Raw genomic sequence first — 26,337 nt, 5'->3', positions numbered from 1 at the left:
CCCGACGAGCGACAGAAGGAGGCGAGGAGACCGGTGATCGACGACACCCTCCTCGAGGCGGAGGAGAAGATGGAGCGTGCCATCGAGCACGCCAAGGAGGAGTTCGGCGGTATCCGTACCGGACGCGCCAACGCCGCCATGTTCTCCCGGATCGTGATCGACTACTACGGCAGCCCGACCCCGCTGCCGCAGATGGCGTCCATCGCGGTGCCCGAGCCGCGCATGGTGATCATCAAGCCGTACGACAACTCGCAGCTGGGCGCCATGGAGAAGGCGATCCGCGACTCGGACCTCGGGGCCAACCCGAACAACGAGGGCAACCAGCTCCGCATCGTCCTGCCGCAGATGACCGAGGAGCGGCGCCGCGACATGATCAAGGTCGCCCGGCAGAAGGGCGAGGAGGCCAAGGTCGCCGTCCGCAACATCCGCCGCAAGGCCAAGGAAGAGCTGGACCGCCTGGTCAAGGACGGCGAGGTCGGCGAGGACGAGGGCCGGCGCGCGGAGAAGGAGCTGGACGACCTGACCCAGCGCTTCGTCGGCGGAGTCGACGAGCTGGTCAAGCACAAGGAGAGCGAGCTGCTCGAGGTCTGAGCACCCGCGTACCTCGAACGGCACCGCGCGCCGTCGCCCGCCGGGGCGGCGGCCCGGTGCCGTCGTCGTGCCCGGCGGCGCACACCCTCGGCGTCGCGGCGGGTGCAGTAGGCTCGGCACGATTCCCGACCACCACGGGGTGAACGGCGGGAGTCGCCCGGCCGTCGGTCGGTAAACAGGAAGTCTCACGCCGGTAGGGGATGGTCTTGGTCTTGCGTCATGTGGTGGCTCTCGTACCGGCTGCCGGTGCGTGATGTCCCACCCCGACCCCTACGGCAACACCGAGTCGCGTGGCTGGGACCGCCCGGCCGCCCCGGCCCTGCCCTGGCCGGACACCGACCTGGAGCCCGGCCCCTGGCGGCCCGGCCCGGCCGCGCACACCCACCCCGCCGAGCCGGACACCTACGCCCGCCCCGGCGGAGGCCCGGACACGTACGCCGGCCCGGACACGTACGCCGGGCCGTACCCGACGACCTCGCGGCACCACGACGGCCCGGGCCGGTACGACGGACCGCCGGCCGGCGACCGCGGCCGGCGCGACGAGCCGCGGCACGACGGCCCGTGGGGTGAGCCGGCCCGCGACGACGAGTACCCGACCGCGCAGATCGCGCCGGTGCGCGACGAGCCCACCGAGCAGATCCCGGCGGTACGCGACGAGCCCGCGCCGGAGCCGCCGGCCGGCCGCCGCGGGCCGGGACGCCGACGGGCGAGCGCCGAGCGTCCGCCGACCACCGAGCCGACGACGTCCCGGGCCGGGCGTAACCTGCCGGCCGCGATCGGCGTCGGGGTGGCCCTCGGCGCGGCGGTCGTGGTGCCGCTGTTCTTCTTCATGCCGGCGTTCCTCGCCGTGCTGGCGACCGCTGTCGGGATCGGCATCTGGGAGATGGCCCGCGCGGTCCGCCGCAGCGGTGCCCACCCGCCGCTGGCGCCGCTGGTCGCCGGTGGCGTGATCACCGTGGGCCTGGCCTGGTACGCGGGCCCCGACGCGCTCTGCCTCGGCCTGCTGGTGACGGTGCTGGGCACGATGATCTGGCGGCTCGGCGACGGGCCCGGCAACTACCAGCGCGACCTCACCGCGGCCACCCTGATCGCGGTGTACGTGCCGTTCCTCGCCGGGTTCGCGGCCATGCTCGCGGCGGCGCCCGGCGACGGGCACCTGCGTGTGCTGGTGACGCTGGCGGCGGTGGTGCTCTCCGACACCGGCGGGTACGCCGCGGGCGTGTCGTTCGGCAAGCACCCGATGGCGCCCACGATCAGCCCGAAGAAGTCCTGGGAGGGCTTCGCCGGCTCGGTGGCCGCCGCGGCGGCGGGCAGCGCGGCGCTGCTGTGGGCGTTGTTCGACGTGGCCCCCTGGTGGGGGGCGCTGTTCGGGATGGCGATTTCCGTCTCGGCGGTGCTCGGTGACCTCGCCGAGTCGATGATCAAGCGGGATCTCGGCGTCAAGGACATGAGTAACCTGCTGCCCGGGCACGGCGGTCTGATGGACCGGCTCGACTCGATCCTGTTCGCCGTGCCGGTGGCGTACCTGCTGCTCGCGGTCTTCGTCCCGGTGGTGGGCTGAGGCATGAATCACGGCGGCGAGCCGACGCGGCCCGGCCGGCCGGGGGCGATTCGACACGTACGGACGGGTGCGTCCGGGCGGGAGCGTGTCAGACTGGACGCGCCATGACGAGCCTCCCGCTGATCTCCGTAGACCCCGACGCCCGCGGCCGCAAGCCCGCGATGCCTCCCCGCCACCTCGCTGACCTGGACCTGCCGGGCCGGCAGGCGCTCGTCGCCGAGCTGGGCGAGCCCGCGTTCCGCGCCAAGCAGGTCTCCAACCACTACTTCGGCCGCCTGGTGCGCGACCCGGAGCGGATGACCGACCTGCCGGCGGCGACCCGGGAGCGGCTGGCGGGTGCGCTGCTGCCCACCCTGCTGACCCCGGTACGCGAGCTGGCCTGCGACGACGGCGCGACGCGCAAGGCGCTCTGGCGGCTGCACGACGGCTCGCTGGTGGAGAGCGTGCTGATGGGCTACCCGGACCGGGTGACCGTCTGCATCTCCAGCCAGGCCGGCTGCGGCATGGCCTGCCCGTTCTGCGCCACCGGCCAGGCCGGGCTGACCCGCAACCTGTCCACCGCCGAGATCGTCGACCAGGCGGTCTACCTGGCCGGGGTGGCCGCCTCCGGCGTGGTGGCCGGGTCGCCGCCGCGGCTGTCGCACGTGGTGTTCATGGGCATGGGCGAGCCGCTCGCGAACTACTCGCGGGTGGTGGCGGCGATCCGCCGGCTGGTCGCCCCGGCGCCGGAAGGGCTGGGGCTGTCGCAGCGGCACATCACCGTCTCGACGGTCGGCCTGGTGCCGGCGATCCGCCGACTGGCCAGCGAAGACCTCTCGGTGACCCTTGCGTTGTCGCTGCACGCCCCCGATGATGAGCTGCGCGACGAACTCGTCCCGGTCAACCAGCGCTGGAAGGTGTCCGAGGTGCTGGACGCGGCGTGGGACTACGCGGCCACGACGGGGCGTCGCGTGTCCATCGAATACGCGATGATCAAGGACGTGAACGATCAGCCGTGGAGAGCCGATCTGCTCGGGCGGCTACTGGCCGGCAAGCTGGCCCACGTGAACCTGATCCCGCTCAACCCGACTCCGGGCAGCCGCTGGGACGCCAGCCCGAAGCCGGTCGAGCGGGAGTTCGTCCGGCGGTTGCGCGACGCCGGGGTGTCGACCACGGTGCGCGACACCCGGGGGCGCGAGATCGACGGGGCCTGTGGGCAGCTCGCCGCCGCCGAGGACACGGACGGCGACTCACGCGCGGCAACGGCGTAGCGGTACGAGACCAGGAGACATAGTGGCGAGTCAGGGTCAGCGTTTCCGGCGTAAGGCGCTCCGCCGGGGCTACAAGGTCGACGAGGTCGACGCCTTCCTGGACCGGGTCGAGGCGACACTCGACGGCCAGCCGGTGGGCGCGCCCGTGGCCTCCCAGGAGGTCCACGACGTCGTCTTCCGGGTCCGGTTCAACGGCTACGACGAGTGGCAGGTCGACCTGCACCTCGACCGGGTCGAGCGGCAGCTCGCCGAGCTGGAGGAGCGCGGTGGCGCACCCGCCGGGCGCGGTGGCGACCCGCGGATGGCCGACCGGCTCGGCCCGCCGATGCGCGACGACAGGGGCCTGTCGCCGGTGCCGCAGCCGCCGATGCCGCCCCGGCAGATGCCGCCTCAGCCCGGCCCGCCGGCCGACCGCTACGGCAACCGCTACGACGAACCGACCGGGGCGTTCGCCGGTGGCTACGACGGCCCGCGCGGCGGCTACGACGGCCCGCGCGGCCCGGGTGGTCCCGGCCCGATGGGCCCGGGCGCGCCGATGGGGCACGGCGGCCCGCCGCCGCGCGGCCTGCCGCCCGGCCCGGGCGGCTACGGCCCGGACAACGGCCCCGGCGGGTACGGCCCGGACAACGGTCCCGGTGGGTACGGCCCGCCGGACAGCGGCCCGGGTGGCTACGGCCCACCGGACAGCGGGTACGGCCAGGAGGAGCGCTTCGACGGGTTCGAGGCCGGCCGGCGCGGGCGTGCCGACATGACCGCGGAGATCCGCATGCCCGACCGCGAGCTGCGCGGTCGTGGCCCCGGCGGTCCGCCGGCGTTGCCGCAGCAGGGCTACGGCGCACCGGAGCCCGGCTACGGCCAACCCGACCCGGGTTACGGTCCGCCGGACCCGGGCTACGGGCCGCCGGACCAGGGCTACGGCCCGGGCCCCTCGATGACCGGCCCTCCGCTCGTGGGCCCGCCGGTCGCCGGTCCCCCCATGGTGGGGCCGCCGATGGCCGGCCCGCCCGGCAGCGACCTGCACCGGGTCGACCAGATCCGCCGCAGCTTCCAGGTCCGCCGGTTCGGCAGCGGGTACGACCCGGACCAGGTCGACCGGTTCTTCGAGACGCTGCTCGGCGGCATGCAGGGGCGCAACCCGATGCCGGTGAACCCGAAGGAACTCGACACGCTGCGCTTCGGGCTGGTGCCCGGTGGCTACTTCGAGGCCGAGGTCGACGCCGCGCTCAAGGACGTGCAGGACATCCTGCTCGGCCGCTGACCCCGCCCGCACGAGACGACGAAGGGCCCGCCCCCGACGAGGGGGCGGGCCCTTCGCGCACTACCGTGGGCGCCGCGCGTCAGGACCGCAGGCCGTTGCGGCGCAGCACGGCGTCGCCGATGACGATGGCGATCAGCAGTCCGGCGATCCCGAACAGCCAGAGGTGCTCCACCCGGCCCTCCTCGATCCCGCAGAACGCCATCAGAACCAAGGCCACCGCCGACAGCACCGCACCGATCCGTCCGGACTTGCGGTGCCCGGGCTTGTGCTGATCTGGCGCGGTTACCGGCTCGTCTCCTGCCACTGTCGGTCCTTCCCTCGCGATCGGATCTCCGATCAGTCTGGCACGCCCCCAACCGGGCCCGGCGCAGGGTCCGACCTCCTGTGCCGGGGATGACCCGGCCGGGCGACAGCGGCACGCCGGCCGGCCCGGGCCGTTGGTCCCGTAGCGGCCGGGGCGGAAGGGCACTACCGGCGTCGCGGAACGGCGAGCACACTGCCTCCGGTAGCGTCTTGACGTACACCTTGATGTCTTTTTGAGGAGGACTGCGGTGCGAGTGACCGGTACGGGGCATGCCAGCATGCGGATCGACACGGCTGCGGGCAGCATCCTGTGCGACCCGTGGGTCAACCCCGCCTACTTCGCCTCGTGGTTCCCCTTCCCGGACAACTCCCTGCTCGACTGGGCGACCCTCGGCCAGGTCGACTACCTGTACGTGTCGCACCTGCACCGGGACCACTTCGACGCGAAGCACCTGCGTGACTTCGTGTCGAAGGACGCCACCGTCCTGCTCCCCGAGTTCCCCACCTCGGAGATGGAGGACGAGTTCCGGGAGTTGGGCTTCACCAAGTTCCTCAAGGCCCCGAACGAGCAGGTCGTGGAGCTGCCCGGCGGCCTGAAGATCATGATCCAGGCGCTGACCAGCCCGACCGACGGCCCGATCGGCGACTCCTCGCTCTGGGTCGAGTACGACGGCGTCCGGCTGCTCAACCAGAACGACGCCCGCCCGACCGACCTGAGCGTGTTCGCCGAGCTGGGCCACGTGCACGCGCACATGCTGCAGTTCTCCGGCGCGATCTGGTACCCGATGGTCTACGAGCTGCCGCAGGCGGCGAAGACCGCGTTCGGCAAGCAGAAGCGGGACCGGCAGTTCGACCGCACCTGGCGCTACATCGACGACCTGAAGGCCGACCACGTCTTCCCGATCGCCGGCCCGCCGTGCTTCCTCGACGACGAGCTGTGGCAGTTCAACGACATCTTCGGCGACGAGGGCAACATCTTCCCCGACCAGTCGGTGTTCCTCTCCGAGTACGCCAAGGTCGGCGGCACCAACGGCATCGTGCTGCTGCCGGGCAGCGTCTCGGAGATCACCACCGAGGGCGCCACCACCACGCACCCGGTGCCGGTGGAGGAGTTCTTCGCGAACAAGGTCGCCCACCTGGAGGAGATGCGGGAGCGCAAGCGCGGCGTCATCGAGGCGGAGAAGGCGTCCTGGCGGCACCCCGAGGTCGACGTGCTGGGCGAGATGAAGCGCCGGATCGAGCCGCTGCTGGACGAGTCGATCTACCTGGCCAAGGGCGTCGGCGGGCCGGTCCGCTTCGACCTGGTCGGCTACGACGGGTCCGAGGTCGAGTCGATCGTGGTGGACTTCCCGGGCAAGGAGGTCCGGCCGTACGCGGACGAGAAGGTGCGCTACCGCTTCCGTACCGAGCGGGCGCTGATCGAGCACCTGCTGCACATCGGCGAGGTGGACTGGGTCAACTCGCTCTTCCTGTCCTGCCGCTTCTCCGCGGCCCGGATCGGCCAGTACAACGAGTTCGTCTACGCCTTCTTCAAGTGCCTGTCCGAGGAGCGTCTCCAGTACGCCGAGGGCTGGTACGACGAGCACGAGCGGGCGGTCGACGCCGAGGACATCACGCTCGACGGCTGGGTGGTGCAGCGGCGCTGCCCGCACCTGAAGGCGGACCTGAGCCGGTTCGGCATCGTCGACGGCGACCAGCTCACCTGCCAGCTGCACGGCTGGAAGTTCGACCTGGCCAGCGGGCGCTGCCTGACCAGCGTCGGGCACAAGATCCGCGCGCACCGCGCCGACGCGGAGACCCCGGCGCCGGCCGGGGAAGCGGCCATCTGACGAGTTCCGCCCCGCCCGCCGCCCCCGGCACGCGACCATCGGTCGTGAGGGGGCGGCGTGACGGGTGCGGACAGGGAACCGGCGTACCGGTTCGGGCGCGGCAGCGAGATGGCGCGCGACGCCTCGCGGGTGGAGGCGTTCAGCGACGCGGTGATCGCCATCGTGCTCACCCTGATGGCCGTCGAGCTGCTGGCGTTCGACCCGGACCTGCCGCAGGACGACGGGCTGGCCGCGGTGCTCGTGCAGGAGTGGCGGGCCTACCTGGCGTACGTGATCACCTTCGCCATCGTCGGCCAGGTCTGGCTGACCCACCACAACATGTGGCGCTACGTCCGCCGGGTCGACCAGATGCTGCTGGTGCTGAACCTGCTGCTGCTGATGTTCGTGGCGGCGATCCCGTTCACCGCCGACCTGCTCGCGGACAACCTGCGCGGCACGGTCCGCGACCAGCGGCTGACCGCCGCGTTGTACGCGGGTGTGGTGCTCGGCGAGGCGCTCTTCTTCAACCTGAGCTGGTGGTGGGCACGCCGCCGCGGGCTGCTGCACCCCGGTCTGGACCCGCGACTGGCGCGGGCGGTGGCCCGGCGGTTCCGCCTCGGTCCGCTGCTCTACCTGGTCGCGTTCGCGATCGTGTTCGTCGACCCGGTGCTGAGCCTGCTGGCGTACCTGCTGCTGGTCGGCGTCTACCTGGTGCGCGGGCCGGGCGATCTCCCGCCCGCGGGCCAGGAGGCGCCCGAGACGCCGTGAGCGGCTGTTAAGAAGGGGCCCTTCCTCTACCGGAGGCGTTAACAAGGGGCCCTTCCTTACATCTCGGCGAGGATGCGGCGGGCGGCGTTGTGCCCGGCGGCGCCGATCACGCTGCCCGCCGGGTGGCAGCCGGCGCTGCCCGCGTACACCCCGTCCACCCCCGTCGCGTACGGCATCCGGTCGGTGAACGACACCGTGTTGTCGACGTGGTGGATGTGCCCGCCGGTGATGCCGAAGTGCGCCTCGATGCCGGGCGGCGGCAGCGGCACCGCGTCCGCGACGAGGTCACCGGCGCCCGGGGCGTACCGCTCGCAGATTGCGATCAGCCGCTGCACGTAGCCGGGCAGCGCCGCGTCCCAGGTGGTGCCGGCCAGTTCGTAGGGGACCGACTGCACGAACAGCGCCGACGAGTGGTGCCCCGCATCGTCCGAGAGCGACGGGTCGACAGTCGTGTGCAGGTACCACTCGATCGTCGGCTCCTCCGGCAGCCGCCCGGCCCGCACGTCCGCCCACATGCCGCGCAGCGCCGCCATCGGGGACTCGCCGCCGTCGCCGACGAGCGAGGCCGAGCCGGGCAGCAGGTGGATGGTCGAGCCGAACGGGCTCGGCGCGTCGGCCGGCAGGCAGGAGAAGCGCGGCAGCCCGGTCAGCGCCAGGTTGAGCTTGAGCGTGGTGCCGGTGCGGCGGACCGCCGCCATCCGCGCGCCGAGTTCCGCCGGCAGCGCGCCGTCGGGCAGCAGCTCCATCAGCCGGTACGGGTCACAGGCGCCGAGCATCACCGGGGCGTCCACCTCCCAGCCGTCGGCGAGCGTCACCCCGGCGGCGGCGCCTCCGGCCAGCCGGATCGCGGTGACCGGCGCGTCGGCCACGATCCGCGCCCCGGCGCGCACGGCGGCCTCGGCGAACGTGCGCGACACGGTGCCCATGCCGCCCCGAGTGATCATCCAGGTGCCGTCCGCGCCCGGGAGCCGGCACATGTTGTGCACGAGGAAGTTGTGACCGGTGCCGGGGTCGTCCGGGCCGGCGTTGAGCCCGGACAGGCCGTCGGTGACCGCGTACATGCTGACCAGCAGCTCGGAGCGGAAGTCGAAGCGGGCCAGGTGGTCGGCGACCGAGCCGCGCACCAGGTCGACGAAGACCTGCCGCAGCGCGGGCCGCACGTAGCGCTCGGCGGTCTCCTCGACCGGCAGCGGCTCGGCCAGCCACGCCGGGGCGAGATCCTCCCGCAGCTGGGCCAGCTCGGCGTGCAGCGCGTCGTCGGCGGCGACGTCGGCGGGGGAGAACATCTCCGCGAGCTGCCGCCGGCTCGCCGCCACGTCGCTGCCGGCCAGCAGGTACGGCGAGCCGAGCCCGCCCGGCGTGGGCAGGAAGTAGTGCGGGTCGCGGCGCAGCACCGGGATGCTCACGTCGAGCGTGGCCAGCAGCTCCGGCGGCATCAGCCCCAGCAGGTACGACCCGGTGGAGTGACGCAGCCCCGGCACCTTCGGGAACGGGTTCTCGGTGCGCGTGGCGCCGCCGATCACCCCTGACGCCTCCAGCACGAGGACGTCCAGGCCGGCGCGGGCCAGCAGGATCGCCGAGACCAGGCCGTTGTGCCCGGCGCCGACGATCACGACGTCGGCGCGGGACGGCAGCTCACTCGCGTCGCTCCTGGGGCGTTCGCTCATGCCGCGACCCTAGCGGCGGGCGGTCCCCGGCGGGAGGGTTCGCCCTGGGGCGCTACCGTTCCGGGCATGTCCCCGGCTGTCCAGATCGCGCTCGCGGTGGCGCTCGTCGTGGTGGTGTTCCTGCTCCTGCTCGTGCTGCGGCGCGACCGTCCCCGGGACCTGATCGCCCCGGATCGCCCGGCCGGCGGCGGGCAGGCCGAGGTGCTCCGCCTGATCCACGCGGGTCGTCAGGTCGAGGCGGTCAAGCTGCTACGGGAGCACACCGGGTGGTCGCTGCTGGAGGCGAAGCAGGCGGTCGACGCGCTGGCCTCGGGCGGGACCTTGTCGCCGGGCGCTACGGCACCGGGAAAGAGCGTCGACGACGCGGTCCGGGCCGAGGCCGCGCGGCTGCTGCACCGGGGAAAGAAGATCCAGGCGGTCAAGGTGGTACGGGAGCACACGCACATGTCGCTCGCCGACGCCAAGCGGTACGTCGAGGGCCTCTGACGCCGGACGGCCGTCACCGGGCGTTCACCCTATAGTGGCAGTTGTCGATGCATTTCCGTCCTACCGTCGACGGGACACCCACCGCCTCCGGGAGGTAATCCCCGATGGACCGTCGTACCGTCCTGCGTGCCACAGCCGTCGGTGGCGCCGCCGCTTTCGCCGGTGGTCTCTGGGCCGCCGCGGCCGCCCCGGCCCAGCCCGCCCAGCCCGGCCCCGGCCCGTACGGCGACCTGCTGGCCGCCGACGCCAACGGTCTCCAGTTGCCGGCCGGCTTCACCAGCCGGGTGATCGCCCGTTCCGGGCAGCGGGTCGCCGGCACCTCGTACACCTGGCACCCGGCGCCGGACGGCGGCGCCTGCTTCCCGTCCGGCGACGGCTGGACCTACGTCTCCAACTCGGAGGTGCCGCTCGTCGGTGGCGCCTCGGCGTTGCGGTTCGCCGCGGACGGCGCGATCACCGCCGCGTACCGGATCCTCGGCGGCACGAACGTCAACTGCGCCGGGGGCCCGACCCCGTGGGGGACCTGGTTGTCCTGCGAGGAGGTGCCGCTGGGCCGCGTGTTCGAGACGTGGCCGGAGGGCGGCCGGGCCGGTGAGGAGCGGACCCGGATGGGCCGCTTCAAGCACGAGGCGGCGGCCTGCGACCCGCAGCGGCGGGTGGTCTATCTGACCGAGGACGAGGGCGACGGCTGCTTCTACCGGTTCGTCCCGGACACCTGGGGCGACCTGCGCACCGGCAAGGTGCAGGTGCTCTGCGCCCCGGACGGCCAGGTTACCGGGCCGGTGACCTGGCGGGACCTGCCGGACCGCGACGGCTTCCCGATGCCCACCCGCTACCAGGTGGCCGCGGCGCAGACGTTCGACGGCGGCGAGGGCTGCTGGTACGCCGACGACACCTGCTGGTTCACCACCAAGGGGGACAACCGGGTGTGGGCGTACGACGCGGTGAACCAGCGGCTCGACCTCGCGTACGACGACTCGCTGGTGCCGGCCGGTGCCGCCCCGCTGACCGGCGTCGACAACATCACCGGTACCGCCGGTGGTGACCTCTACGTGGCCGAGGACGGCGGCAACATGGAGATCAACGTGATCACGCCGGCCGGTGTGGTGGCACCGTTCGTGCGGCTGCTCGGGCAGTCCGAGTCGGAGATCACCGGACCGGCGTTCTCCCCGGACGGCAGCCGGCTCTACTTCTCCTCGCAGCGCGGCACCAGCGGCGCCCGGGCCGGCACCGGCGGCATCACGTACGAGGTGCGCGGCCCGTTCCGGCGCTGACCTCCCGCCGTCAGGCGCGGGCCGCCTCCCGGGTGGCCCGCCACCGGCTCGCCGCCAGCGTGGCCGAGTAGCCGGACAGCACGATCACGTGGAACAGGTACAGCCAGAGCAGCACCGCCACGCCGCCGCCGATTTCGTCGAACCCACCGAACGGCACGCCCAGGTCCAGCGGCAGCGAGCAGAACAGCACGAAGCCGTGCACGAAGCCGGACAGGTTCGCCGCCGTGAACGAGCCCAGGGCCACTGTGGCGAGCCAGTCCGGGGAGGCCGGGCCGACCACCCGGAACACCCAGATCAGCACCGGCGTGAGCACCAGCCACACCGCGAGGAACGACAGCACCACGCCGAGCGCGCCGACCCAGCCGCCCTGGCGTACCAGCCGTGTGGTCATCGGCAGCCCGAGCAGGATCGACAGCAGCAGCACCGGGGCGGGCGCCAGCAGCGGGAGCAGCAGCAGGCGACCGCGCCAGCCGACCAGCGCGCCGGACTCGGCGCGCGGCTCGGCCACCGAGACGAAGGCGCGGCGCAGACCTTCCCCGTAGAGGGACGCGGGCAGCAGCGAGGCCAGCGCCAGCAGCGGCGTCAGCCCCAGCCCGGCCTCGACGAGCGCGGCCGCCGCCCGGTGCGCGCCGATCTCGGTGGGCAGCGTGTCGATCGCGTACCCGGTCAGCCGTCGCACCCGGTCCGCTCCGGCGAGCAGTCCGGTCAGCCAGATCGCCAGCAGCGCCACCGGCACCACGGCGATCGCGCCGTAGAAGGTGATCGCGGCGGCGTGCAGCGACAGGTCCCGGCCGCGGACCGGCCGGAACGCCGCAGCCGTGATCCGCTTCGTCCGATCCCACCCGTCGCCCATCGCCCTCTCGTTCCCCGTACGGCCCCGCGCCACGCATTACGATCCGGCGGCATGACGATCGCCACGACCGACCGGCTGGTGCTCCGGGACTGGACCGAGTCTCCGGACGACCTGGCCCGGATCTACGACATCTACTCCCGGGACGAGGTGATGCGCTGGCTGGGCGGCGGCAAGGGGCGGATGACCGACCCGTCCGAGGCGCTCGAGCGGGTCCGCTCCTGGCACGAACGCTGGGCGCCGTACGACGGTCGCTGGGGCCTGTGGGCGATCGAGCCGCGCGACGGCGGACCGGTGGCGGGGAGCATCCTGCTCAAGCCGCTGCCGGGACGCGACGGCGTCACGCTGACCGACGACATCGAGGTCGGCTGGCACCTGCACCCCGACGCCCAGGGCAACGGCTACGCCACCGAGGCGGCCCGCGCGGTGCTGGAACGCGAGTTCGCCACCGGCACCCCGAGGGTGTATGCGGTGGTGATGGCCGGGAATGACCCGTCGATGGCGGTGGCCCGGCGCCTCGGCATGACGCACGTGGGCGTGCGCACCGACTGGTACGGCGGTGCCGAGGTTGAAACGTTCGTCCTGGAACGTCCGGCCTGAGCCGTGCCGTTGGCAGTTCGCCCTCGGCCTCCTACGGTGGTGGGGACCCGGGGGAGGCACGGATGGTCGATGGTGGCGACGCAGCGCGCTGGCTGCACCTCCACGCCGCCCGGGGCGGTCCGGACGACCTGTCGCTCCTGGTGAACCGGGTCGCGCCCGTCATCGGGGCCACCGACATCGTGATCTACCTGGCCGACTACACGCAGTCCTCGCTCGTACCCCTGGTCGGCGCGGGCGCGCCCCGGGACGAACTCACGATCGAGACGACGCTGGCCGGCCGGGCGTTCACCGGCCTGCAGGTGCAGCGCGCCCCCGACCGCCCGGACCGGCTCTGGGTGCCCCTGCTGCTCGGCTGCGAACGGCTGGGGGCGCTGGAAATCGTGTCGTCGCGCGCCGGCGACCCCGCGCTGGACCGGCCGGCCTGGGAGGTGGCGGTCGCCGTCGCTCAGGTCCTGGTGAACCGCCGGCTCTACGGCGACGTCGTGGAACGGATCCGCCGCCGCCTGCCGATGCAGGTCGCCGCCGAGACCGTGTGGGGGCTGCTGCCGCCGCTGACCTTCGCGACGGACGAGCTGGTGATCACCGCCATCCTCGAACCGTGTTACGACGTCGGCGGGGACATCTTCGACTACGCGCTCAACGGTGACGTGCTCAGCGTCGGGCTCTTCGACACCTGCGGGCACGGGATCAAGGCGAGCGCGTTGGCCTCGCTCGTGGTCAGCGCGTACCGCAACGCCCGGCGTACCGGTCTCGACCTGGTCGACACGGCGATCAGCATCGACAGGTGGGTCCGCTCCGAACACCCCGGCCTGTTCGCGACCGCGCTGCTCGCCGAACTCGACCGGCGGACCGGCGTGCTGCGGACCATCAACGCCGGCCACCCCGGCGCCATGCTGCTGCGGGACGGCAAGGCCGTCCGGGCACTGCCCGGACCGACCGCGCTGCCGCTCGGGCTGGGCAACCTGTCGACGCGGCGCCCGCGGGCGCACGAGGAGGCGCTGCACCCGGGCGACCGCATCCTCGCCTACACCGACGGCATCACCGACGCCCGGGGCGACGACGGGGAACGGTTCGGGCTGGACCGGCTCGTCGACTTCGTCGAGCGTGCCCTCAACGAGCGGCTGCCCAGCCCGGAGACGATGCGCCGGCTGGTGCGCGCCGTCCTCGCCTACCAGCAGGACCAGCTCGACGACGACGCCACCGCGCTGTTCCTGGAGTGGCAGCCCTCGCACCTGCCGTTGGAACATCTGGAGCACCTCACCGCGCCAGACGGGACGATCGCGTCCCCGTAGCCTCATCCCGCAGCGACAGCCCCGCCTGACCGTTCGGCGGAGATCGCCGGGCGTGGGCGCGGTTTACCGTACGTCGTGCTGATCGAGTTCGAGGCCGCGCCCGAGCGGGGGCCGTTCACCGTGGCGTGGCGCCGGCTCCTGCGGGGCGTGGTCCTGCCCTATCGATGGGTGGGCGGCACGCTGGCGCTGCTGTCGGTCTTCACGCTCGTCGTGGAGCCCCGCCTCGTCGCCGCTGCGCTGGCGGGTGGGGCCGTGCTCTGCTGGTTCCTCGCCCCGGCCGTGATGCTGCACCGTGCGGTGGGGGCGGCCTGGCAGTGGGGCTCCGTTGCGGCCCGCTGGAACCTCTCGGACGAGGGGTTGCGGTGCGAGAGCCCGGAGGGCCACACGCTGGTGTGGTGGTCCGCCGTGTCCGCCGTCGAACAGGTCCACGGCCAGTTGCTGGTGCGACTGTCGGGAGGGCGAGCGCTGATCGTGCCCTTGGCAGAACTCACGCCGCAGCAGAGACAGGACGTTCTCGCCTTCCTCCACGACCGGACCTTGCTCGTCTGAGCGCGTCGGTTCGCCACCGGGACGCACCATCTGTGCGAGCGACGGCACGAGAACGGGTGAAGCTCGACTCCGAGCATCCGGCTCGGCCTGGTCGAGGAGAAAGGGTGTCTTCGGTGAGCGGAGGCACGTCGAGTGACGCGGAGCGGAGTCCCGTCCTGCCCGGCACGGCTGCCGTCCCGGCCGGCGAACTCGCACGCCGCCAAGGTGCCGAGCCGTTGGATCTTTTGGGGTGCCTTGACCAGCCCTGGACGGCCGCGGCGGCACTCGACCTGCTGCCGGAGAACAACGGCCCGAGGATCGAGGTGCTGCGCGGCTGTGTGATCGTCACGCCGGGCAGCGGCGTCGACCGGCGTACGGCGCATCTCCATCTCGCGTACCTGATCGGGAGGGCGGCGCGGGCCGCCGGCCGGTGGGGCTGCCGGTCCGTCAACCTGGTCTCCGCTGACGACCTGTTCATTCCCGATCTGGCGGTGCTGCGACACCCGGCCGGTGGTCTCCGCGCCGTCACAATCGAGGACGCGCTGCTGGTGGGGGAGATCGCGCCGTCAGGCGTGATCGACAGGCCTCGGGAGTACGCGACCGCCGGTGTGCCGTACTTCCTCCGGGTCGACCTGCGTAACCGGGTGCCGGCGCTTGCCCTCTACGAACTGGTCGACGGCGAGTACCGGCCGCTTGCGGCCGCGGCCGCCGGTACGACGTTCGTGATGCGGCAGCCGTTCGAGTTCAGCGTCGACCCGGCCGACCTGCTCGACGAGGAGGCGCCGCAGGCGTGATCGACACCAGTTCGCCGAAGTGGTGGCATCGCGGCGCCTGGGATGCCGTCACCTCGGTGAAGTGGAGTCGATCATGTCGCCGGGCACTCCGGGACGAACCGGGGTGAGGCGCTGGGGAACAATGGTCCGGTGACCACTCCCCGAGACCTCGTGCTGCTCGGTTCGACCGGCTCGATCGGCACCCAGGCCATCGACATCGTCAAGCGCAACCCGGACCGCTTCCGGGTGGTTGCCCTCGGCGCGGGTGGCGGCAACGTGGAGTTGCTCGCCGCGCAGGCGCTGGAGCTGGGCGTGGAGGCGGTCGGTGTGGCCCGCGCGTCCGCCGCGCAGGATCTTCAGCTCGCGTTCTACGCCGAGGCGAGCAAGCGCGGCTGGGCCAGCGGTGACTTCAAACTGCCCAAGATCGTGGCCGGGCCGGACGCGATGACCGAGCTGGCGCAGTGGCCGTGCGACGTGGTGCTCAACGGCGTGGTCGGCTCGCTGGGCCTGCCGCCGACGCTGGCCGCGCTGCACGCCGGGCGTACCCTCGCCCTGGCCAACAAGGAGTCCCTCGTCGCCGGCGGCCCGCTGGTCAAGGCCGCCGTCTCGCGACCGGGGCAGATCGTCCCGGTGGACTCCGAGCACTCGGCGCTGGCGCAGTGCCTGCGCGGCGGCGCCCGGGGCGAGGTGCGGCGGCTGGTGGTCACCGCCAGCGGCGGCCCGTTCCGGGGGCGGCGGCGCGACGAGCTGACCGCTGTCACGCCGGAGCAGGCGCTGGCGCACCCGACCTGGAACATGGGCCCGGTCGTCACGATCAACTCCGCCACGATGGTCAACAAGGCGCTGGAGGTGATCGAGGCGCACGAGCTGTTCGACGTGCCGTACGCCGACATCGAGGTGATGGTCCACCCGCAGTCGGTGATCCACTCGATGGTCGAGTTCACCGACGGCTCGACGCTGGCCCAGGTCAGCCCGCCGGACATGCGGCTGCCGATCGCGCTGGGCATCGGCTGGCCGGACCGCGTGCCCGGCGCCGCCGCCGCGGTGGACTGGACCACTGCCCACACCTGGGAGTTCTTCCCGCTGGACGACGCGGCGTTCCCGGCGGTCGCGCTGGCCAAGGCGGCGGGTGAGGCGGGACGCTGCCGCCCGGCGATCTACAACGCGGCGAACGAGGAGTGCGTGGCCGCGTTCGTCGCGGGCCGGCTGCCGTTCCTCGGGATCGTCGACACCCTCCAGCGGGTGCTGGAGGACGCACCCGATTTCGACGAACCAGGTACCGTCGAGGACGTGCTCGCCGCCGAGTCGTGGGCACGGGCGCACGCCCAGGAGATCATCGTCGGGTCGGTGGAAGGAGCTCGATGAGCTATCTGCTCGGGGTGGTGCTGTTCGCCCTGGCGATTCTCATCTCGGTGAGCCTGCACGAGGCGGGGCACATGCTGACCGCCAAGGCGTTCGGGATGAAGGTCACCCGCTACTTCGTCGGCTTCGGCCCGACGCTGTGGTCGTTCAAGCGGGGCGAGACCGAGTACGGCATCAAGGGCATTCCGCTCGGCGGCTTCTGCAAGATCGTCGGCATGACGCCGCAGGACGACGACGTCGAGCCCGGGGACGAGAAGCGCGCGATGTGGCGCTACCCGGTCTGGAAGCGGACGATCGTGATGTCCGCCGGCTCGATCACCCATTTCGCGCTGGCCCTGATCGCGCTCTGGATCATCGCGATCACCGCCGGCCTGCCGAACCCGAAGTTCCCCTCCACCGAGGACGGCTTCAAGGCGGAGCCCGCTGTGATCGCGCTGGCCCCCTGTGTCGTGGTGGAGAACGCGGCCCGCGCCTGCCAGGCCGACGACCCGGCCAGCCCGGCCGAGAAGGCCCAGCTCAAGGACGGCGACCGGATCACCGCGGTGAACGGCAAGCCGGTCTCCACCTGGGGCGACATGCTCGACGTGGTCCGGGCCACCCCGCCCGGCGCGGCCACCGTCACCTTCGAGCGCGACGGCCGGTCGCAGGAGGCCCGGGTCGACCTGGCCGCCGTGCAGCGCCCGCCGCTGGACGACCCGAAGGGCGCCACCTCGTCGGTCTCCGCGCTCGGCGTGGCCCTGCGGCCGAGCACCCCGCCGCGGGTCGAGTACGGCCCGATCGCCGCGTTCGGCGCCACCGCCGACTTCACCGGCACCATGGCGGTGCAGACCGCGCACGCCATGCAGCGCATCCCGCAGAAGGTGCCCGCGTTGTGGAACGCGATCACCGGCGGCGAGCGTGACATGGACACCCCGATCAGCGTGGTCGGCGCCAGCCGGCTCGGCGGCGAGGCCGTGGAGAACAACGCCTGGCTGGTGTTCTTCATGCTGTTCGTGTCGCTGAACTTCTTCATCGGCGTGTTCAACCTGCTGCCGCTGCTTCCGCTGGACGGCGGACACATCGCCATCGCCTGGTTCGAACGGGCACGGTCCTGGCTCTACGCGCGCATCGGCCGCCGGGACCCCGGCCGGGTCGACTACCTCAAACTCATGCCCTTCACGTACGCGGTGATCCTGATCGGTGGCGCGTTCACGCTGCTGACAGTCACCGCCGATGTCATCAACCCCATCACGCTCTTCTCAAGGTGAGTGCCTGAAGTGACCGCTGTCAGTCTCGGTATGCCCCCCGTACCGCCGCCGCCGCTGGCCCCGCGCCGGGCCAGCCGCCAGATCATGGTCGGTTCGGTGCCGGTCGGTGGTGGCGCGCCGGTCTCGGTGCAGTCCATGACCACCACCCTCACCGCCGACGTCAACGCCACGCTCCAGCAGATCGCCGAGCTGACCGCGTCCGGCTGCCAGATCGTCCGGGTCGCCGTGCCGTCGCAGGACGACGTGGAGGCGCTGCCCGCGATCGCGCGCAAGTCGCAGATCCCGGTGATCGCCGACATCCACTTCCAGCCCAAGTACGTCTTCGCGGCGATCGACGCCGGCTGCGCCGCGGTGCGGGTGAACCCGGGCAACATCCGGCAGTTCGACGACAAGGTCAAGGAGATCGCGCGGGCCGCCGGCGACGCGGGCGTGCCGATCCGGATCGGCGTGAACGCGGGCTCGCTGGACAAGCGCCTGCTGGCCAAGTACGGCAAGGCCACCGCCGAGGCGCTGGTGGAGTCGGCGCTGTGGGAGTGCTCGCTGTTCGAGGAGCACGGCTTCCGGGACATCAAGATCTCGGTCAAGCACAACGACCCGGTGGTGATGATCCGGGCGTACCGGCAGCTGGCCGAGCAGTGCGACTACCCACTGCACCTCGGCGTCACCGAGGCCGGCCCGGCGTTCCAGGGCACGATCAAGTCGGCGGTGGCCTTCGGCGCGCTGCTGGCCGAGGGCATCGGTGACACCATCCGGGTCTCGCTGTCCGCCCCGCCGGTCGAGGAGATCAAGGTCGGCAACCAGATCCTGGAGTCGCTGGGGCTGCGTGAGCGCGGCCTGGAGATCGTCTCCTGCCCGTCCTGCGGGCGGGCGCAGGTCGACGTCTACAAGCTGGCCGAGGAGGTCACCGCCGGTCTGGAGGGCCTGCCGGTGCCGCTGCGCGTCGCGGTCATGGGCTGCGTGGTGAACGGTCCGGGCGAGGCTCGCGAGGCCGACCTGGGTGTGGCCTCCGGCAACGGCAAGGGCCAGATCTTCGTCAAGGGCAAGGTCGTCAAGACGGTGCCCGAGGCGCAGATCGTGGAGACGCTGATCGAGGAGGCGCTGCGGATCGCCGACGAGATGGGCGCCGAGATCCCCGAGGAGCTGCGCGACCTGGTGCCGGGCGGCGCCACCGTCACCGTGCACTGATCCACTCCCGCGTCGCCGTGCGGCCGTCCCCGTCGGGGCGGCCGCACGCGCCGTCTCAGGGGCGGGGCACGGCGGCGAAGGGGGAGAGGGTGAACCAGCCGGGCGCGGCGCGCCGCAGCGCCTCCGGCCCGGTCAGCTCCACCGCGCCGCCGCGCAGCGCCACGGCCCACTCCAGGTCGCCCATCCAGACCTGGACCAGGGCGCGCAGGTCCGCCGTGACGGTCACCGTCACGTCGTGCCCCGGGTCGATGTCGCAGACGTCGGCCTCGCCCCCGGCGATCACCATCCACCAGTCGCGCTGCGCCGCCGGTACGTCCCGGAAGCGGAACCGCACGACGGTACGCCCCGGCGGGACCGCGTCGTGGTCGACGTGCCGGTGCATGTCCCACAGCAGCAGCTTCGGGTCCAGGTCGGCGTCGCCCAGCTCACCGATCCAGCGCACACCCCAGGCGCCGAGCGCCTCCAGCACGGGCCGCAGCTCCCGCCCGGCGGCGGTCGGGACGTAGCGCACGTCGGCGCCGTCGACCCGCCGCTCCACCACTCCGGCGCGGACGAGCTGGTGCAGCCGGCGGGACAGCAGCGTGGGCGACATCCGGGGCAGGCCCCGGCGCAGCTCGTTGAAGCGTTCCGAGCCGCTGACCAACTCCCGGACCACGAGCAGCGTCCACCGCTCGTCGAGCAGTTCCATGGCCTTCGCCACGGGGCAGAACTGGTGGTAGGAGGCCCCCATGGCGGGCACGCTACGCCCGGCCCGGCGGCCCGGCCAGGCGCCTGTCGGGAGCGGTACAGATCTCGTACTGGGCGCCGGGACGTCCGCTGCCTAGCGTCCCTGAACAGGGACGACAGGCGAGGAGCGACAGATGATCGAGGAACAGGAACGGGACGCGGCGGTGAAGGCCCGGCACCGCGCGATGTGGGCGCTGGGCGACTACTCCGCAGTGGCCGCGCAGGTGATCCCGCAGTTGGGGGCGACGCTGGTCCGGGCGGTGGGGGTGGGACCGGGCATGCGGGTGCTGGACGTGGCGGCCGGAACCGGCAACGCGGCTCTGCCGGCGGCCCGGGCCGGCGCGGAGGTGGTGGCCGGTGACCTCACCCCGGAGCTGCTGGCGATCGGGCGGGCGTCGGCCGAGCGGGAGGGCGTGACGCTGACCTGGGAGGAGGCGGACGCGGAGGCGCTGCCGTACGCCGACGGCGCGTTCGACGCGGTGCTGTCCTGCGTGGGCGTGATGTTCGCGCCCCGGCACCGGGTCGCCGCCGACGAGTTGCTGCGGGTGTGCCGTCCGGGCGGGACGATCGGCCTGGTCAACTGGACCCCGGAGGGCTTCGTCGGCCAGTTGTTCGCGGCCATGCGGCCGTACGCGCCGGCGCCGCCGCCGGGCGCGCAGCCGCCCCCGCTCTGGGGCGACGAGGACCACGTCCGGGAGTTGTTCGGTGACCGGGTCGACGCGCTCCGGCTGGGGCGTGACGCCGTGGTGGTGAACCGGTTCGCCACGCCGGAACAGTTCCGGGACTTCTTCGCGACCCACTACGGACCGACTGTGGCGGTCTACCGGGCGAACGCGGGCGACCCGGAGCGTACGGCCGGGCTCGACCGCGCGTTGACCGACCTGGCCGCCCGGCACCTGGACGGCGGCGTGATGCGCTGGGAGTACCTGCTCGTCACCGCGCGCCGCGCCTGACGGCACGCCGGCCTGACGACGGCCGGCGTGCCGTCGCGGCGGCGGTCCTCACTCGGACTCGGCGAGGATGGCGTAGAGCTTGCGCCGGGTCTCGTCGAGCACCTGGGCGGCGCGGGCCCGCTGGTCGTCGGTGCCGGTGGTCATCACCTGCCGCAGCGCCTGCATGGCCTGCGCGCCGGCGTCGCGGATGTCGTGCCAGCTGTTGACCGTCTGCTCGGCGAACTCGGCCCAGGGCGGGGTCTGCGCCGCGTCGGCCGCCTCGGCCTGCCCCGCCTCGGTCAGCGCGAACCGCTTGCGCCCGCCCTCGGAGTCGGCGGCGGTCGCGATGACGCCCTCGTCCTCCAGCAGTTGCAGCGTCGGGTAGATCGATCCGGGGCTGGGCCGCCAGGCCCCGCCGGTGCGGGAGTCGATCTCCTGGATCATCTCGTAGCCGTGCATCGGCCGCTCGGTGAGCAGGGCCAGCACGGCGCCGCGCACGTTCGGCCGCCGTCCGCGCCCTCGGCCGCCGCGGCCCCGCCCGCGACCGTGCGGCCCGGGGGAGAAGGGCGGCGGGCCCGGCGGTACGGGCGGGAAGCCGAAGCCGCCGTGGCGGCGCATCTCGTCGTGCATGGCGTGCATGCGTCGATGGAAACCCATCGTGTTCTCCTTCTGACGTCGTATCACTGATGCATCAACGATATATCGGCAATGCATCGCCGACAAGACGTCAGGTAAACCGGGCTGAAAACCGTACGAGCGTACTGTTAGGCTGCCCGCGTGCGCCTGCTTCCCGAACCGGGCCCGTCCCGGATCCTCGCCCTCTCCACGCTCGTCAACACCGTCGGGCGGGGCACCTGGCTCACCGCCAGCGCGCTGTTCCTCACCCGGTCGGTCGGGCTCACGGTGGCCCAGGTCGGTGTGGCGCTCACGCTCACCGCGCTGGTCAGCCTGGTGGCGAGCACGCCGATGGGCTACCTCGCCGACCGCCTCGGCCCGCGCGGGCTCCAGCTGGCCGCGCTGCTCGCCTCGGCCGGGTGCACGGCCGCCCTGGTCGCGGTGCGCTCGTTCACCGGCTTCCTGGTCGTCGGCATGCTGATGGCGGTCGCCGACGCGGGCACCCGTGGTGCCCGGGGCGCGCTGATCGCCGGTGCCGTCCCACCCGACCAGCGGGTCCGCACCCGCGCCTACCTGCGCGCGGTCACCAACGTCGGGATCTCGGTGGGCACGGTGCTGGCCGGGTTCGCGCTCGCCGCCGACACCCGCGGCGCGTACGTCACGCTGATCCTGCTCGACGCGGCCACCTACGTGCTCGCGGCGGCGGTGCTGCTGCGGCTCCCGCCGGTGCCACCGGTGCCCGCCCCGGCGCACGGGCCGCGCCTGATCGCGCTGCGGGACCGCCCGTTCCTCGCCTTCACCGTGCTGGACGGGCTCATGTCCATGCACTTCTCGCTGATCAACATCGCCCTGCCGTTGTGGATCGCCGGGCACACCAGCGCGCCGAACTGGCTGATCTCGGTCTGCCTGCTCGTCAACACCGTGGTGGTGATCCTGTTCCAGGTCCGCGCCTCGCGGGGCACCGAGGACCTGACCGGCGCGGGCCGGGCCGCCCGGCGCGCGGGCGTCCTGCTCGCCGGCGCCTGCGCGCTGTTCGCGGCCGGAGGTGGCGTACCGGTCGCGGTGGCGGTGCCGCTGCTGCTGGCCGGCGCGCTGGTGCACGTCGTGGGCGAGCTGTGGCACGCCGCGGCCGGCTGGGGCATCTCCTTCGGCCTGGCTCCGGCGCACGCGCACGGGCAGTACCAGGGCGCGTACGGGATGGGCATGCAACTCGGCTCGATGGTCGCCCCGGTGGTGGTGACCACGCTCGCGATCGGGTGGGGCGTACCCGGCTGGCTCGTGCTCGGCGTGGTGTTCCTGCTGCTCGGCGCGCTGGTGCCGCCGGTGGTGCGGTGGGCCGCCCGGACCCGGCCGCCCGCGCCCGAACCGGTGCCGGTGCCGGCGGCCTGAGCGCCGCCCGTCCGGGTGCCCGGTCGGCCCGCGCACGCCGGGGTGGATCTGGCAGGCTGGTAGCCGTGCTCACGATGCCGGTACGCCAACTGGGGGAGTCGGAGCGCCGCGCGGTCGAGCGGCTGCTCGACCTCGACCCGTACGCCGGCGCGCAGGTCGCCGAGCGGGTGGCGGCACGCGGGCTGGCCTGGTGGCGGGCCGAGGCGCGGATCCTCGGGTACGGCTCCCGCCGGCACCTGGAGTCGATCTGCTGGCTGGGCGGCAACCTGACCCCGGTGCTCGCGTCCGAGTCGGCGGTGACCGCGTTCGCCGACCAGTTGAGTGCCGAGGAGCGGCTCTGTTCCTCGATCGTGGGCCGCGCCGACGCGGTGCTCGGGCTCTGGGACCGCCTCTCCGCGCACTGGGGGCCGGCTCGGGACGTACGCCCGAACCAGCCGCTGCTGGCGACGGACGCGTTGCCCGCCGTGGCGCCCGACCCGCACGTGCGCCGGGTGCGCGGCAACGAGGTCGACCGGCTGTTCCCGGCGGCGGTGGCGATGTACACCGAGGAGGTCGGGGTGTCGCCGCTGGCCGAGGACGGCGGGCGCGGCTACCGGCGGCGGGTGACCGAGCTGGTACGCGCCGGCCGCGCCTACGCCCGTTTCGTCGACGGCCGGGTGGTCTTCAAGGCGGAGCTGGCGGTGGTGACCCGCCGGACCGCGCAGGTGCAGGGCGTCTGGGTGGCGCCGGAGTGGCGCGGCCGGGGCATCGCCACCGCCGCGATGGCCGCCGTGGTCCGCGACGCGCTGGACCGGGTCGCGCCCACTGTCAGCCTCTACGTCAACGACTTCAACCTGCCCGCCCGGCGGGTCTACGAGCGCTGCGGCTTCCGCCCGGTCGGCACGCTCGCCACAGTGCTGTTCTGAGGATCACTCCCGCCAGAGGTTCCGAACCGGACAACCGGCGCTAGGCTGGGCATGTTTTTATACTGACTAGTCAGTTCGGAATTCGGGGTCCTGATGAACATCGTCGAGACCAGCGGCCTGGGGCTGCGGACCCGCCGGGGCTGGGTCTACCGGGACGTCGGCCTCACCGCCGCGAGCGGTGAGCTGGTCGCGCTCACCGGCCCGCCCGGCAGCGGGCGCACCTCGTTGCTGCTCACCCTCGCCGGGCGCTTCCCGCACAGCCACGGCGACCTGCGCCGCCGGGGCCCGGCCGCGCTCGGCCAGGTGGCGGGCGTGCACGAACCCGACCCGACGCTCACCGTCGCCGAGCACATCACCGAACGCCTGCTGCTGCTCGGGCCGGTGCCGCGCCGCCGTCGCCGCCTCGTGCCGGTGGCCGCGGTGCGGGCCCGCCGGGCCTACCGCCGCGACGCCTACGCCACCGCCATCGCCGGCGCCGGGCTCACCGACGCCCCGCTGGACCCCGACCGGTACGGCCGCGACCTCACCCCTGTCGAACGGCAGGTGCTCGGGCTGGTGCTGGCGAGCCTCGGCGGCCCCAGCCTGATCGTCGCCGACGACGTGGACGCCGGCGCCGACCGCCCCGAGCGGGAGTGGATGTGGGGCGCGCTGGAACGCCTCGCCGACCAGGGGTACGCGGTCGTCGCCAGCGCCCGCGCCGTCGAACCCGGCGTCGCCGCCACCGTGCACCGCATCGGCGACCCGGCAGTGCCCGCCCCCGCCCTTCCCACCGAGCCCGCTCCCGCCCTTCCCGCCGAGGTGCCCGCATGAGCGTCCTGCGACTGGCCCTGTTCGAGCTGCGCCGGATGACCCGGGGCCGGCTGCCGCGCGCCGCCCTCGCCGTGCTCACCGTCGTCCCGCTGCTCTACGGCGCCCTCTACCTGTACGCGTTCTGGGATCCCTACGGGAAGATGGACCGCATCCCGGTCGCCCTGGTCAACGCCGACCGCCCGGCCACCGCCGGTGACGGCAGCGAGGTGCACGCCGGCCGCGACCTGACCGAGAAGCTGCTCGACCGCAAGGTGTTCGGCTGGACCGTCACCGACCAGGCCGACGCCACGAAGGGGCTGCGCGACGGGCGCTACCACCTGATCTTCTCCATCCCGGAGGACTTCTCCGCCACGCTCGCCGCCGGCCCGGAACCGGACCGCCCGGCCCGGCAGGGCGAGCTGAAGGTCGTCAACGACGACGCCACCAACTACCTCTCCGGGCTGCTCGCCCGGTCGGCGTTCAGCGAGATCCGGGCCGCCGCCGCGCAGAGCACCGCCGCCACGTACTTCGACAAGATGCTGATCGGCTTCACCGACGCCAAGGCCGAGACCGGCCGCGCCGCCGACGGCGCCGGGAAGATCGCCGACGGGCTCGGCAGCTCCCAGCGGGGCGCCGATCAGCTCGCCGACGGGCTCGGGGACGCCACCGACGGCGCCGGGCAGCTCGCCGGTGGACTGAACCAGTCCGTCCAGGGCGCGGACAAGCTCGCCAAGGGCCTCGACCAGCTGCGTACCGGCGCCGCTGAGCTCGCCGACGGCGCCGGACGCGCCGCCACCGAGACCAGGGCCGCGGCGGCCACCGTGAACGCCGCCGCCGACAGGTACGAGCCGGTGCTGCGCCGCAACGCCGACAAGATCCAGAAGGCGGCCACGCTCGTCGCCGACGGCGCGCAGCAGCTCGCCGCCGGGCTGGACGCGCTGCCCGCCAGGGCCGCCGAGGTGGTCGCGACCGCCGAGGAGGTCCGCGACCGGCTCGACGCGGTCGCGAAGGAGCACCCCGAGCTGGCCGACAACCCCGACTTCGCCGCCGCCCGCAAGGCCGCCGACCGGGCCGTCACGCAGGCCCGCTCCGTGGTGGCCGCGCTGGACAAGACCGACATGGCCACGCTGCGCAAGCAGATGACCGACGTGGCGAAGACCGCCCGCGAGGTGGCCGCCGCCGCGCCGCACCTGGCCGACGACGTCGCCTCCGCCCGCGCCAAGGTCAACGAGCTGGCCGGCGGGCTCGCCACCCTGGCCCAGGGCAGCGCCGAGCTCCGCGACGGGCTGGGCGGCGCGTCGACCGGCGCGAACGAGCTGCGCGGCGGCCTCTACCGGCTCGCCACCGGCGCCCGCCAGCTCGACGGCGGCCTGGCCCAGCTCGGCAGCGGCAGCAACCGCCTGGTCGACGGGCTGACCCGGCTCGAGGGCGGCGCGGGCGACCTCGCCGACGGGCTCGCCGCCGGGGAACGGAAACTGCCCGGGTACGACGACGCGGCCACTCGCGCCGGCGTGCTCGGCGACCCGGTCGGCCTGATCCGCGACTCGCAGAACCCGGCCGGCTCGTACGGCGTGGGCTTCGCCCCGTACTTCCTGTCGCTGGCGCTCTGGGTCGGCGCGATGATCACCTACATGCTGTTGCGGCCGGTCAACCGGCGGCACGTGATGTCCGGTGCGCCCGGCTGGCGGGTCGTGCTCGCCGGGTGGCTCCCGGCCGCCGGCATCGGCCTGGCCCAGGTCGCGGCGCTCTACACGGTGGTGACGCTCGGGCTCGGGCTCGACCCGAGGCACGGCGCGGCCACGTTCGGGCTGCTCGCCCTCACCTCGCTGGCGTTCACCGCGATCATGCAACTGCTCGGCGTGGCGCTCGGCCCGGCCGGCCGGCTGGCCGCGCTGGCGCTGCTGATGCTCCAGCTCACCTCGTCCGGCGGCACCTATCCGGTGCAGACCTCGCCCGGCTTCTTCCAGGCGATCCACCCCTGGCTGCCGATGACGTACGTGGTGGACGGCCTGCGGCACACCATCAACGGCGGTACGACCACCCCGGTGGTCACCGCCACGCTGGTGCTGCTCGCGTTCGGGCTGGGCGCCATGGCGCTCACAGTCGGCGCGGCCCGCCGGTCCCGCCGGCTGACCCCGGCCAAGCTGCACCCCGAACTGACCATGTGAGGATGAGCCG

25 protein-coding genes are annotated in these 26,337 nt (G+C 73.3%); 20 read left to right on the top strand and 5 right to left on the bottom strand.

The window, feature by feature from the left end:
• Nucleotides 1-33 precede the first annotated feature (33 nt).
• From frr to O7604_RS02475, 4 genes are all read left to right on the top strand, one after another.
• Entirely contained in the window at nt 34-591 is a 558-nt protein-coding gene (gene frr / locus O7604_RS02490; RefSeq protein ID WP_269701461.1) for a ribosome recycling factor, read from the top strand.
• A 253-nt stretch (nt 592-844) separates the two neighbouring features.
• Entirely contained in the window at nt 845-2,152 is a 1,308-nt protein-coding gene (locus O7604_RS02485) for a phosphatidate cytidylyltransferase (RefSeq protein WP_281578754.1), read from the top strand.
• 104 nt (nt 2,153-2,256) lie between these two features.
• Entirely contained in the window at nt 2,257-3,402 is a 1,146-nt protein-coding gene (gene rlmN / locus O7604_RS02480) for a 23S rRNA (adenine(2503)-C(2))-methyltransferase RlmN (protein ID WP_281578753.1), read from the top strand.
• Between the two features lie 22 nt (nt 3,403-3,424).
• Nucleotides 3,425-4,660 carry a DivIVA domain-containing protein gene (locus O7604_RS02475; protein ID WP_269701458.1) on the top strand — a complete coding sequence of 412 codons (1,236 nt, stop codon included), beginning with the start codon at nt 3,425-3,427 and terminating at the stop codon, nt 4,658-4,660.
• Between the two features lie 79 nt (nt 4,661-4,739).
• Here the strand turns inward: O7604_RS02475 and O7604_RS02470 are convergent, their stop codons facing one another.
• Nucleotides 4,740-4,964 (bottom strand): hypothetical protein, encoded by a 225-nt coding sequence (locus tag O7604_RS02470; protein ID WP_269701457.1) that lies wholly within the window; start codon nt 4,962-4,964, stop codon nt 4,740-4,742.
• A gap of 247 nt (nt 4,965-5,211) precedes the next feature.
• On the opposite strand from O7604_RS02470, the gene O7604_RS02465 reads away from it, so the two are divergent.
• Both O7604_RS02465 and O7604_RS02460 read left to right on the top strand, forming a co-directional pair.
• Nucleotides 5,212-6,792, top strand: coding sequence for a Rieske 2Fe-2S domain-containing protein (locus tag O7604_RS02465; protein ID WP_269701456.1), 1,581 nt, complete (start codon nt 5,212-5,214; stop codon nt 6,790-6,792).
• A gap of 108 nt (nt 6,793-6,900) precedes the next feature.
• Nucleotides 6,901-7,539, top strand: coding sequence for a TMEM175 family protein (locus O7604_RS02460; protein WP_281580029.1), 639 nt, complete (start codon nt 6,901-6,903; stop codon nt 7,537-7,539).
• Nucleotides 7,540-7,595: 56 nt separating this feature from the next.
• On the opposite strand, the gene O7604_RS02455 is transcribed toward O7604_RS02460, so the two are convergent.
• Entirely contained in the window at nt 7,596-9,206 is a 1,611-nt protein-coding gene (locus tag O7604_RS02455; RefSeq protein ID WP_281578752.1) for an NAD(P)/FAD-dependent oxidoreductase, read from the bottom strand.
• A 66-nt stretch (nt 9,207-9,272) separates the two neighbouring features.
• Here O7604_RS02455 and O7604_RS02450 point away from each other — a divergent pair, with 66 nt between their 5' ends.
• A complete protein-coding gene (locus O7604_RS02450) occupies nt 9,273-9,692 on the top strand; it encodes a 50S ribosomal protein L7/L12 (protein ID WP_281578751.1) in 420 nt (139 codons plus the stop codon).
• A 104-nt stretch (nt 9,693-9,796) separates the two neighbouring features.
• The gene (locus O7604_RS02445) at nt 9,797-10,966 is read left to right on the top strand and encodes an alkaline phosphatase PhoX (protein WP_281578750.1); all 1,170 of its coding nucleotides are present in this window, start codon (nt 9,797-9,799) and stop codon (nt 10,964-10,966) included.
• 10 nt (nt 10,967-10,976) lie between these two features.
• Here O7604_RS02445 and O7604_RS02440 read toward each other — a convergent pair whose 3' ends face one another.
• Entirely contained in the window at nt 10,977-11,819 is an 843-nt protein-coding gene (locus O7604_RS02440) for a YhjD/YihY/BrkB family envelope integrity protein (protein ID WP_281578749.1), read from the bottom strand.
• Between the two features lie 51 nt (nt 11,820-11,870).
• Here O7604_RS02440 and O7604_RS02435 point away from each other — a divergent pair, with 51 nt between their 5' ends.
• The 7 genes from O7604_RS02435 to ispG all read left to right on the top strand — a co-directional run bounded on the left by O7604_RS02435 (nt 11,871) and on the right by ispG (nt 18,803).
• Complete coding sequence (locus tag O7604_RS02435) at nt 11,871-12,416, top strand: GNAT family N-acetyltransferase (protein WP_281578748.1); 546 nt, start codon at nt 11,871-11,873, stop codon at nt 12,414-12,416.
• Nucleotides 12,417-12,478: 62 nt separating this feature from the next.
• Complete coding sequence (locus O7604_RS02430) at nt 12,479-13,708, top strand: PP2C family protein-serine/threonine phosphatase (protein ID WP_281578747.1); 1,230 nt, start codon at nt 12,479-12,481, stop codon at nt 13,706-13,708.
• Between the two features lie 75 nt (nt 13,709-13,783).
• A complete protein-coding gene (locus tag O7604_RS02425) occupies nt 13,784-14,257 on the top strand; it encodes a YcxB family protein (RefSeq protein WP_194799746.1) in 474 nt (157 codons plus the stop codon).
• 215 nt (nt 14,258-14,472) lie between these two features.
• Entirely contained in the window at nt 14,473-15,030 is a 558-nt protein-coding gene (locus O7604_RS02420) for a Uma2 family endonuclease (protein ID WP_228531728.1), read from the top strand.
• Between the two features lie 129 nt (nt 15,031-15,159).
• Entirely contained in the window at nt 15,160-16,374 is a 1,215-nt protein-coding gene (gene dxr / locus O7604_RS02415; protein ID WP_281578746.1) for a 1-deoxy-D-xylulose-5-phosphate reductoisomerase, read from the top strand.
• On the top strand, nt 16,371-17,618 hold the full coding sequence (locus O7604_RS02410) for a site-2 protease family protein (protein ID WP_281578745.1): 1,248 nt from the start codon (nt 16,371-16,373) through the stop codon (nt 17,616-17,618). Before dxr ends, O7604_RS02410 begins: the two co-directional genes overlap by 4 nt.
• A gap of 9 nt (nt 17,619-17,627) precedes the next feature.
• Nucleotides 17,628-18,803, top strand: a complete 1,176-nt coding sequence (ispG, locus tag O7604_RS02405) for a flavodoxin-dependent (E)-4-hydroxy-3-methylbut-2-enyl-diphosphate synthase (RefSeq protein ID WP_073830326.1) — start codon at nt 17,628-17,630, stop codon at nt 18,801-18,803.
• Nucleotides 18,804-18,858: 55 nt separating this feature from the next.
• Here ispG and O7604_RS02400 read toward each other — a convergent pair whose 3' ends face one another.
• Nucleotides 18,859-19,533, bottom strand: coding sequence for a helix-turn-helix domain-containing protein (locus O7604_RS02400; protein ID WP_281578744.1), 675 nt, complete (start codon nt 19,531-19,533; stop codon nt 18,859-18,861).
• A gap of 130 nt (nt 19,534-19,663) precedes the next feature.
• Between O7604_RS02400 and O7604_RS02395 the strand changes: the two genes are divergently transcribed.
• Nucleotides 19,664-20,482: a methyltransferase domain-containing protein gene (locus tag O7604_RS02395; RefSeq protein ID WP_281578743.1), complete on the top strand. Its 819-nt coding sequence runs from the start codon at nt 19,664-19,666 to the stop codon at nt 20,480-20,482.
• Between the two features lie 48 nt (nt 20,483-20,530).
• On the opposite strand, the gene O7604_RS02390 is transcribed toward O7604_RS02395, so the two are convergent.
• The gene (locus O7604_RS02390; protein ID WP_194799753.1) at nt 20,531-21,118 is read right to left on the bottom strand and encodes a helix-turn-helix transcriptional regulator; all 588 of its coding nucleotides are present in this window, start codon (nt 21,116-21,118) and stop codon (nt 20,531-20,533) included.
• A 120-nt stretch (nt 21,119-21,238) separates the two neighbouring features.
• Between O7604_RS02390 and O7604_RS02385 the strand changes: the two genes are divergently transcribed.
• The 4 genes from O7604_RS02385 to O7604_RS02370 all read left to right on the top strand — a co-directional run bounded on the left by O7604_RS02385 (nt 21,239) and on the right by O7604_RS02370 (nt 26,327).
• A complete protein-coding gene (locus tag O7604_RS02385) occupies nt 21,239-22,465 on the top strand; it encodes an MFS transporter (RefSeq protein ID WP_281578742.1) in 1,227 nt (408 codons plus the stop codon).
• 65 nt (nt 22,466-22,530) lie between these two features.
• Nucleotides 22,531-23,370: a DUF4081 domain-containing GNAT family N-acetyltransferase gene (locus tag O7604_RS02380; protein ID WP_269701441.1), complete on the top strand. Its 840-nt coding sequence runs from the start codon at nt 22,531-22,533 to the stop codon at nt 23,368-23,370.
• 93 nt (nt 23,371-23,463) lie between these two features.
• Entirely contained in the window at nt 23,464-24,180 is a 717-nt protein-coding gene (locus tag O7604_RS02375; protein WP_269701440.1) for an ATP-binding cassette domain-containing protein, read from the top strand.
• Nucleotides 24,177-26,327: a YhgE/Pip domain-containing protein gene (locus tag O7604_RS02370; protein ID WP_281578741.1), complete on the top strand. Its 2,151-nt coding sequence runs from the start codon at nt 24,177-24,179 to the stop codon at nt 26,325-26,327. Before O7604_RS02375 ends, O7604_RS02370 begins: the two co-directional genes overlap by 4 nt.
• Nucleotides 26,328-26,337: the final 10 nt, after the last annotated feature.

The organism is Micromonospora sp. WMMA1947, assembly GCF_027497355.1.
GTDB lineage: Bacteria > Actinomycetota > Actinomycetes > Mycobacteriales > Micromonosporaceae > Micromonospora.
Note: the sequence above shows the minus strand (reverse complement) of the source record. Positions and strands in the feature narration are given on the sequence as shown.

Excerpts from the sequence above, each read along its gene's own strand:
- O7604_RS02485 (WP_281578754.1), top strand. The coding sequence starts at position 845 with ATGTCCCACCCCGACCCCTACGGCAACACCGAGTCGCGTGGCTGGGAC.
- rlmN (WP_281578753.1), top strand. The coding sequence starts at position 2,257 with ATGACGAGCCTCCCGCTGATCTCCGTAGACCCCGACGCCCGCGGCCGC.
- O7604_RS02460 (WP_281580029.1), top strand. The coding sequence starts at position 6,901 with ATGGCGCGCGACGCCTCGCGGGTGGAGGCGTTCAGCGACGCGGTGATC.
- O7604_RS02455 (WP_281578752.1), bottom strand. The coding sequence starts at position 9,206 with ATGAGCGAACGCCCCAGGAGCGACGCGAGTGAGCTGCCGTCCCGCGCC.
- O7604_RS02450 (WP_281578751.1), top strand. The coding sequence starts at position 9,273 with ATGTCCCCGGCTGTCCAGATCGCGCTCGCGGTGGCGCTCGTCGTGGTG.
- O7604_RS02445 (WP_281578750.1), top strand. The coding sequence starts at position 9,797 with ATGGACCGTCGTACCGTCCTGCGTGCCACAGCCGTCGGTGGCGCCGCC.
- O7604_RS02440 (WP_281578749.1), bottom strand. The coding sequence starts at position 11,819 with ATGGGCGACGGGTGGGATCGGACGAAGCGGATCACGGCTGCGGCGTTC.
- O7604_RS02435 (WP_281578748.1), top strand. The coding sequence starts at position 11,871 with ATGACGATCGCCACGACCGACCGGCTGGTGCTCCGGGACTGGACCGAG.
- O7604_RS02430 (WP_281578747.1), top strand. The coding sequence starts at position 12,479 with ATGGTCGATGGTGGCGACGCAGCGCGCTGGCTGCACCTCCACGCCGCC.
- O7604_RS02410 (WP_281578745.1), top strand. The coding sequence starts at position 16,371 with ATGAGCTATCTGCTCGGGGTGGTGCTGTTCGCCCTGGCGATTCTCATC.
- O7604_RS02400 (WP_281578744.1), bottom strand. The coding sequence starts at position 19,533 with ATGGGGGCCTCCTACCACCAGTTCTGCCCCGTGGCGAAGGCCATGGAA.
- O7604_RS02395 (WP_281578743.1), top strand. The coding sequence starts at position 19,664 with ATGATCGAGGAACAGGAACGGGACGCGGCGGTGAAGGCCCGGCACCGC.
- O7604_RS02390 (WP_194799753.1), bottom strand. The coding sequence starts at position 21,118 with ATGGGTTTCCATCGACGCATGCACGCCATGCACGACGAGATGCGCCGC.
- O7604_RS02375 (WP_269701440.1), top strand. The coding sequence starts at position 23,464 with ATGAACATCGTCGAGACCAGCGGCCTGGGGCTGCGGACCCGCCGGGGC.
- O7604_RS02370 (WP_281578741.1), top strand. The coding sequence starts at position 24,177 with ATGAGCGTCCTGCGACTGGCCCTGTTCGAGCTGCGCCGGATGACCCGG.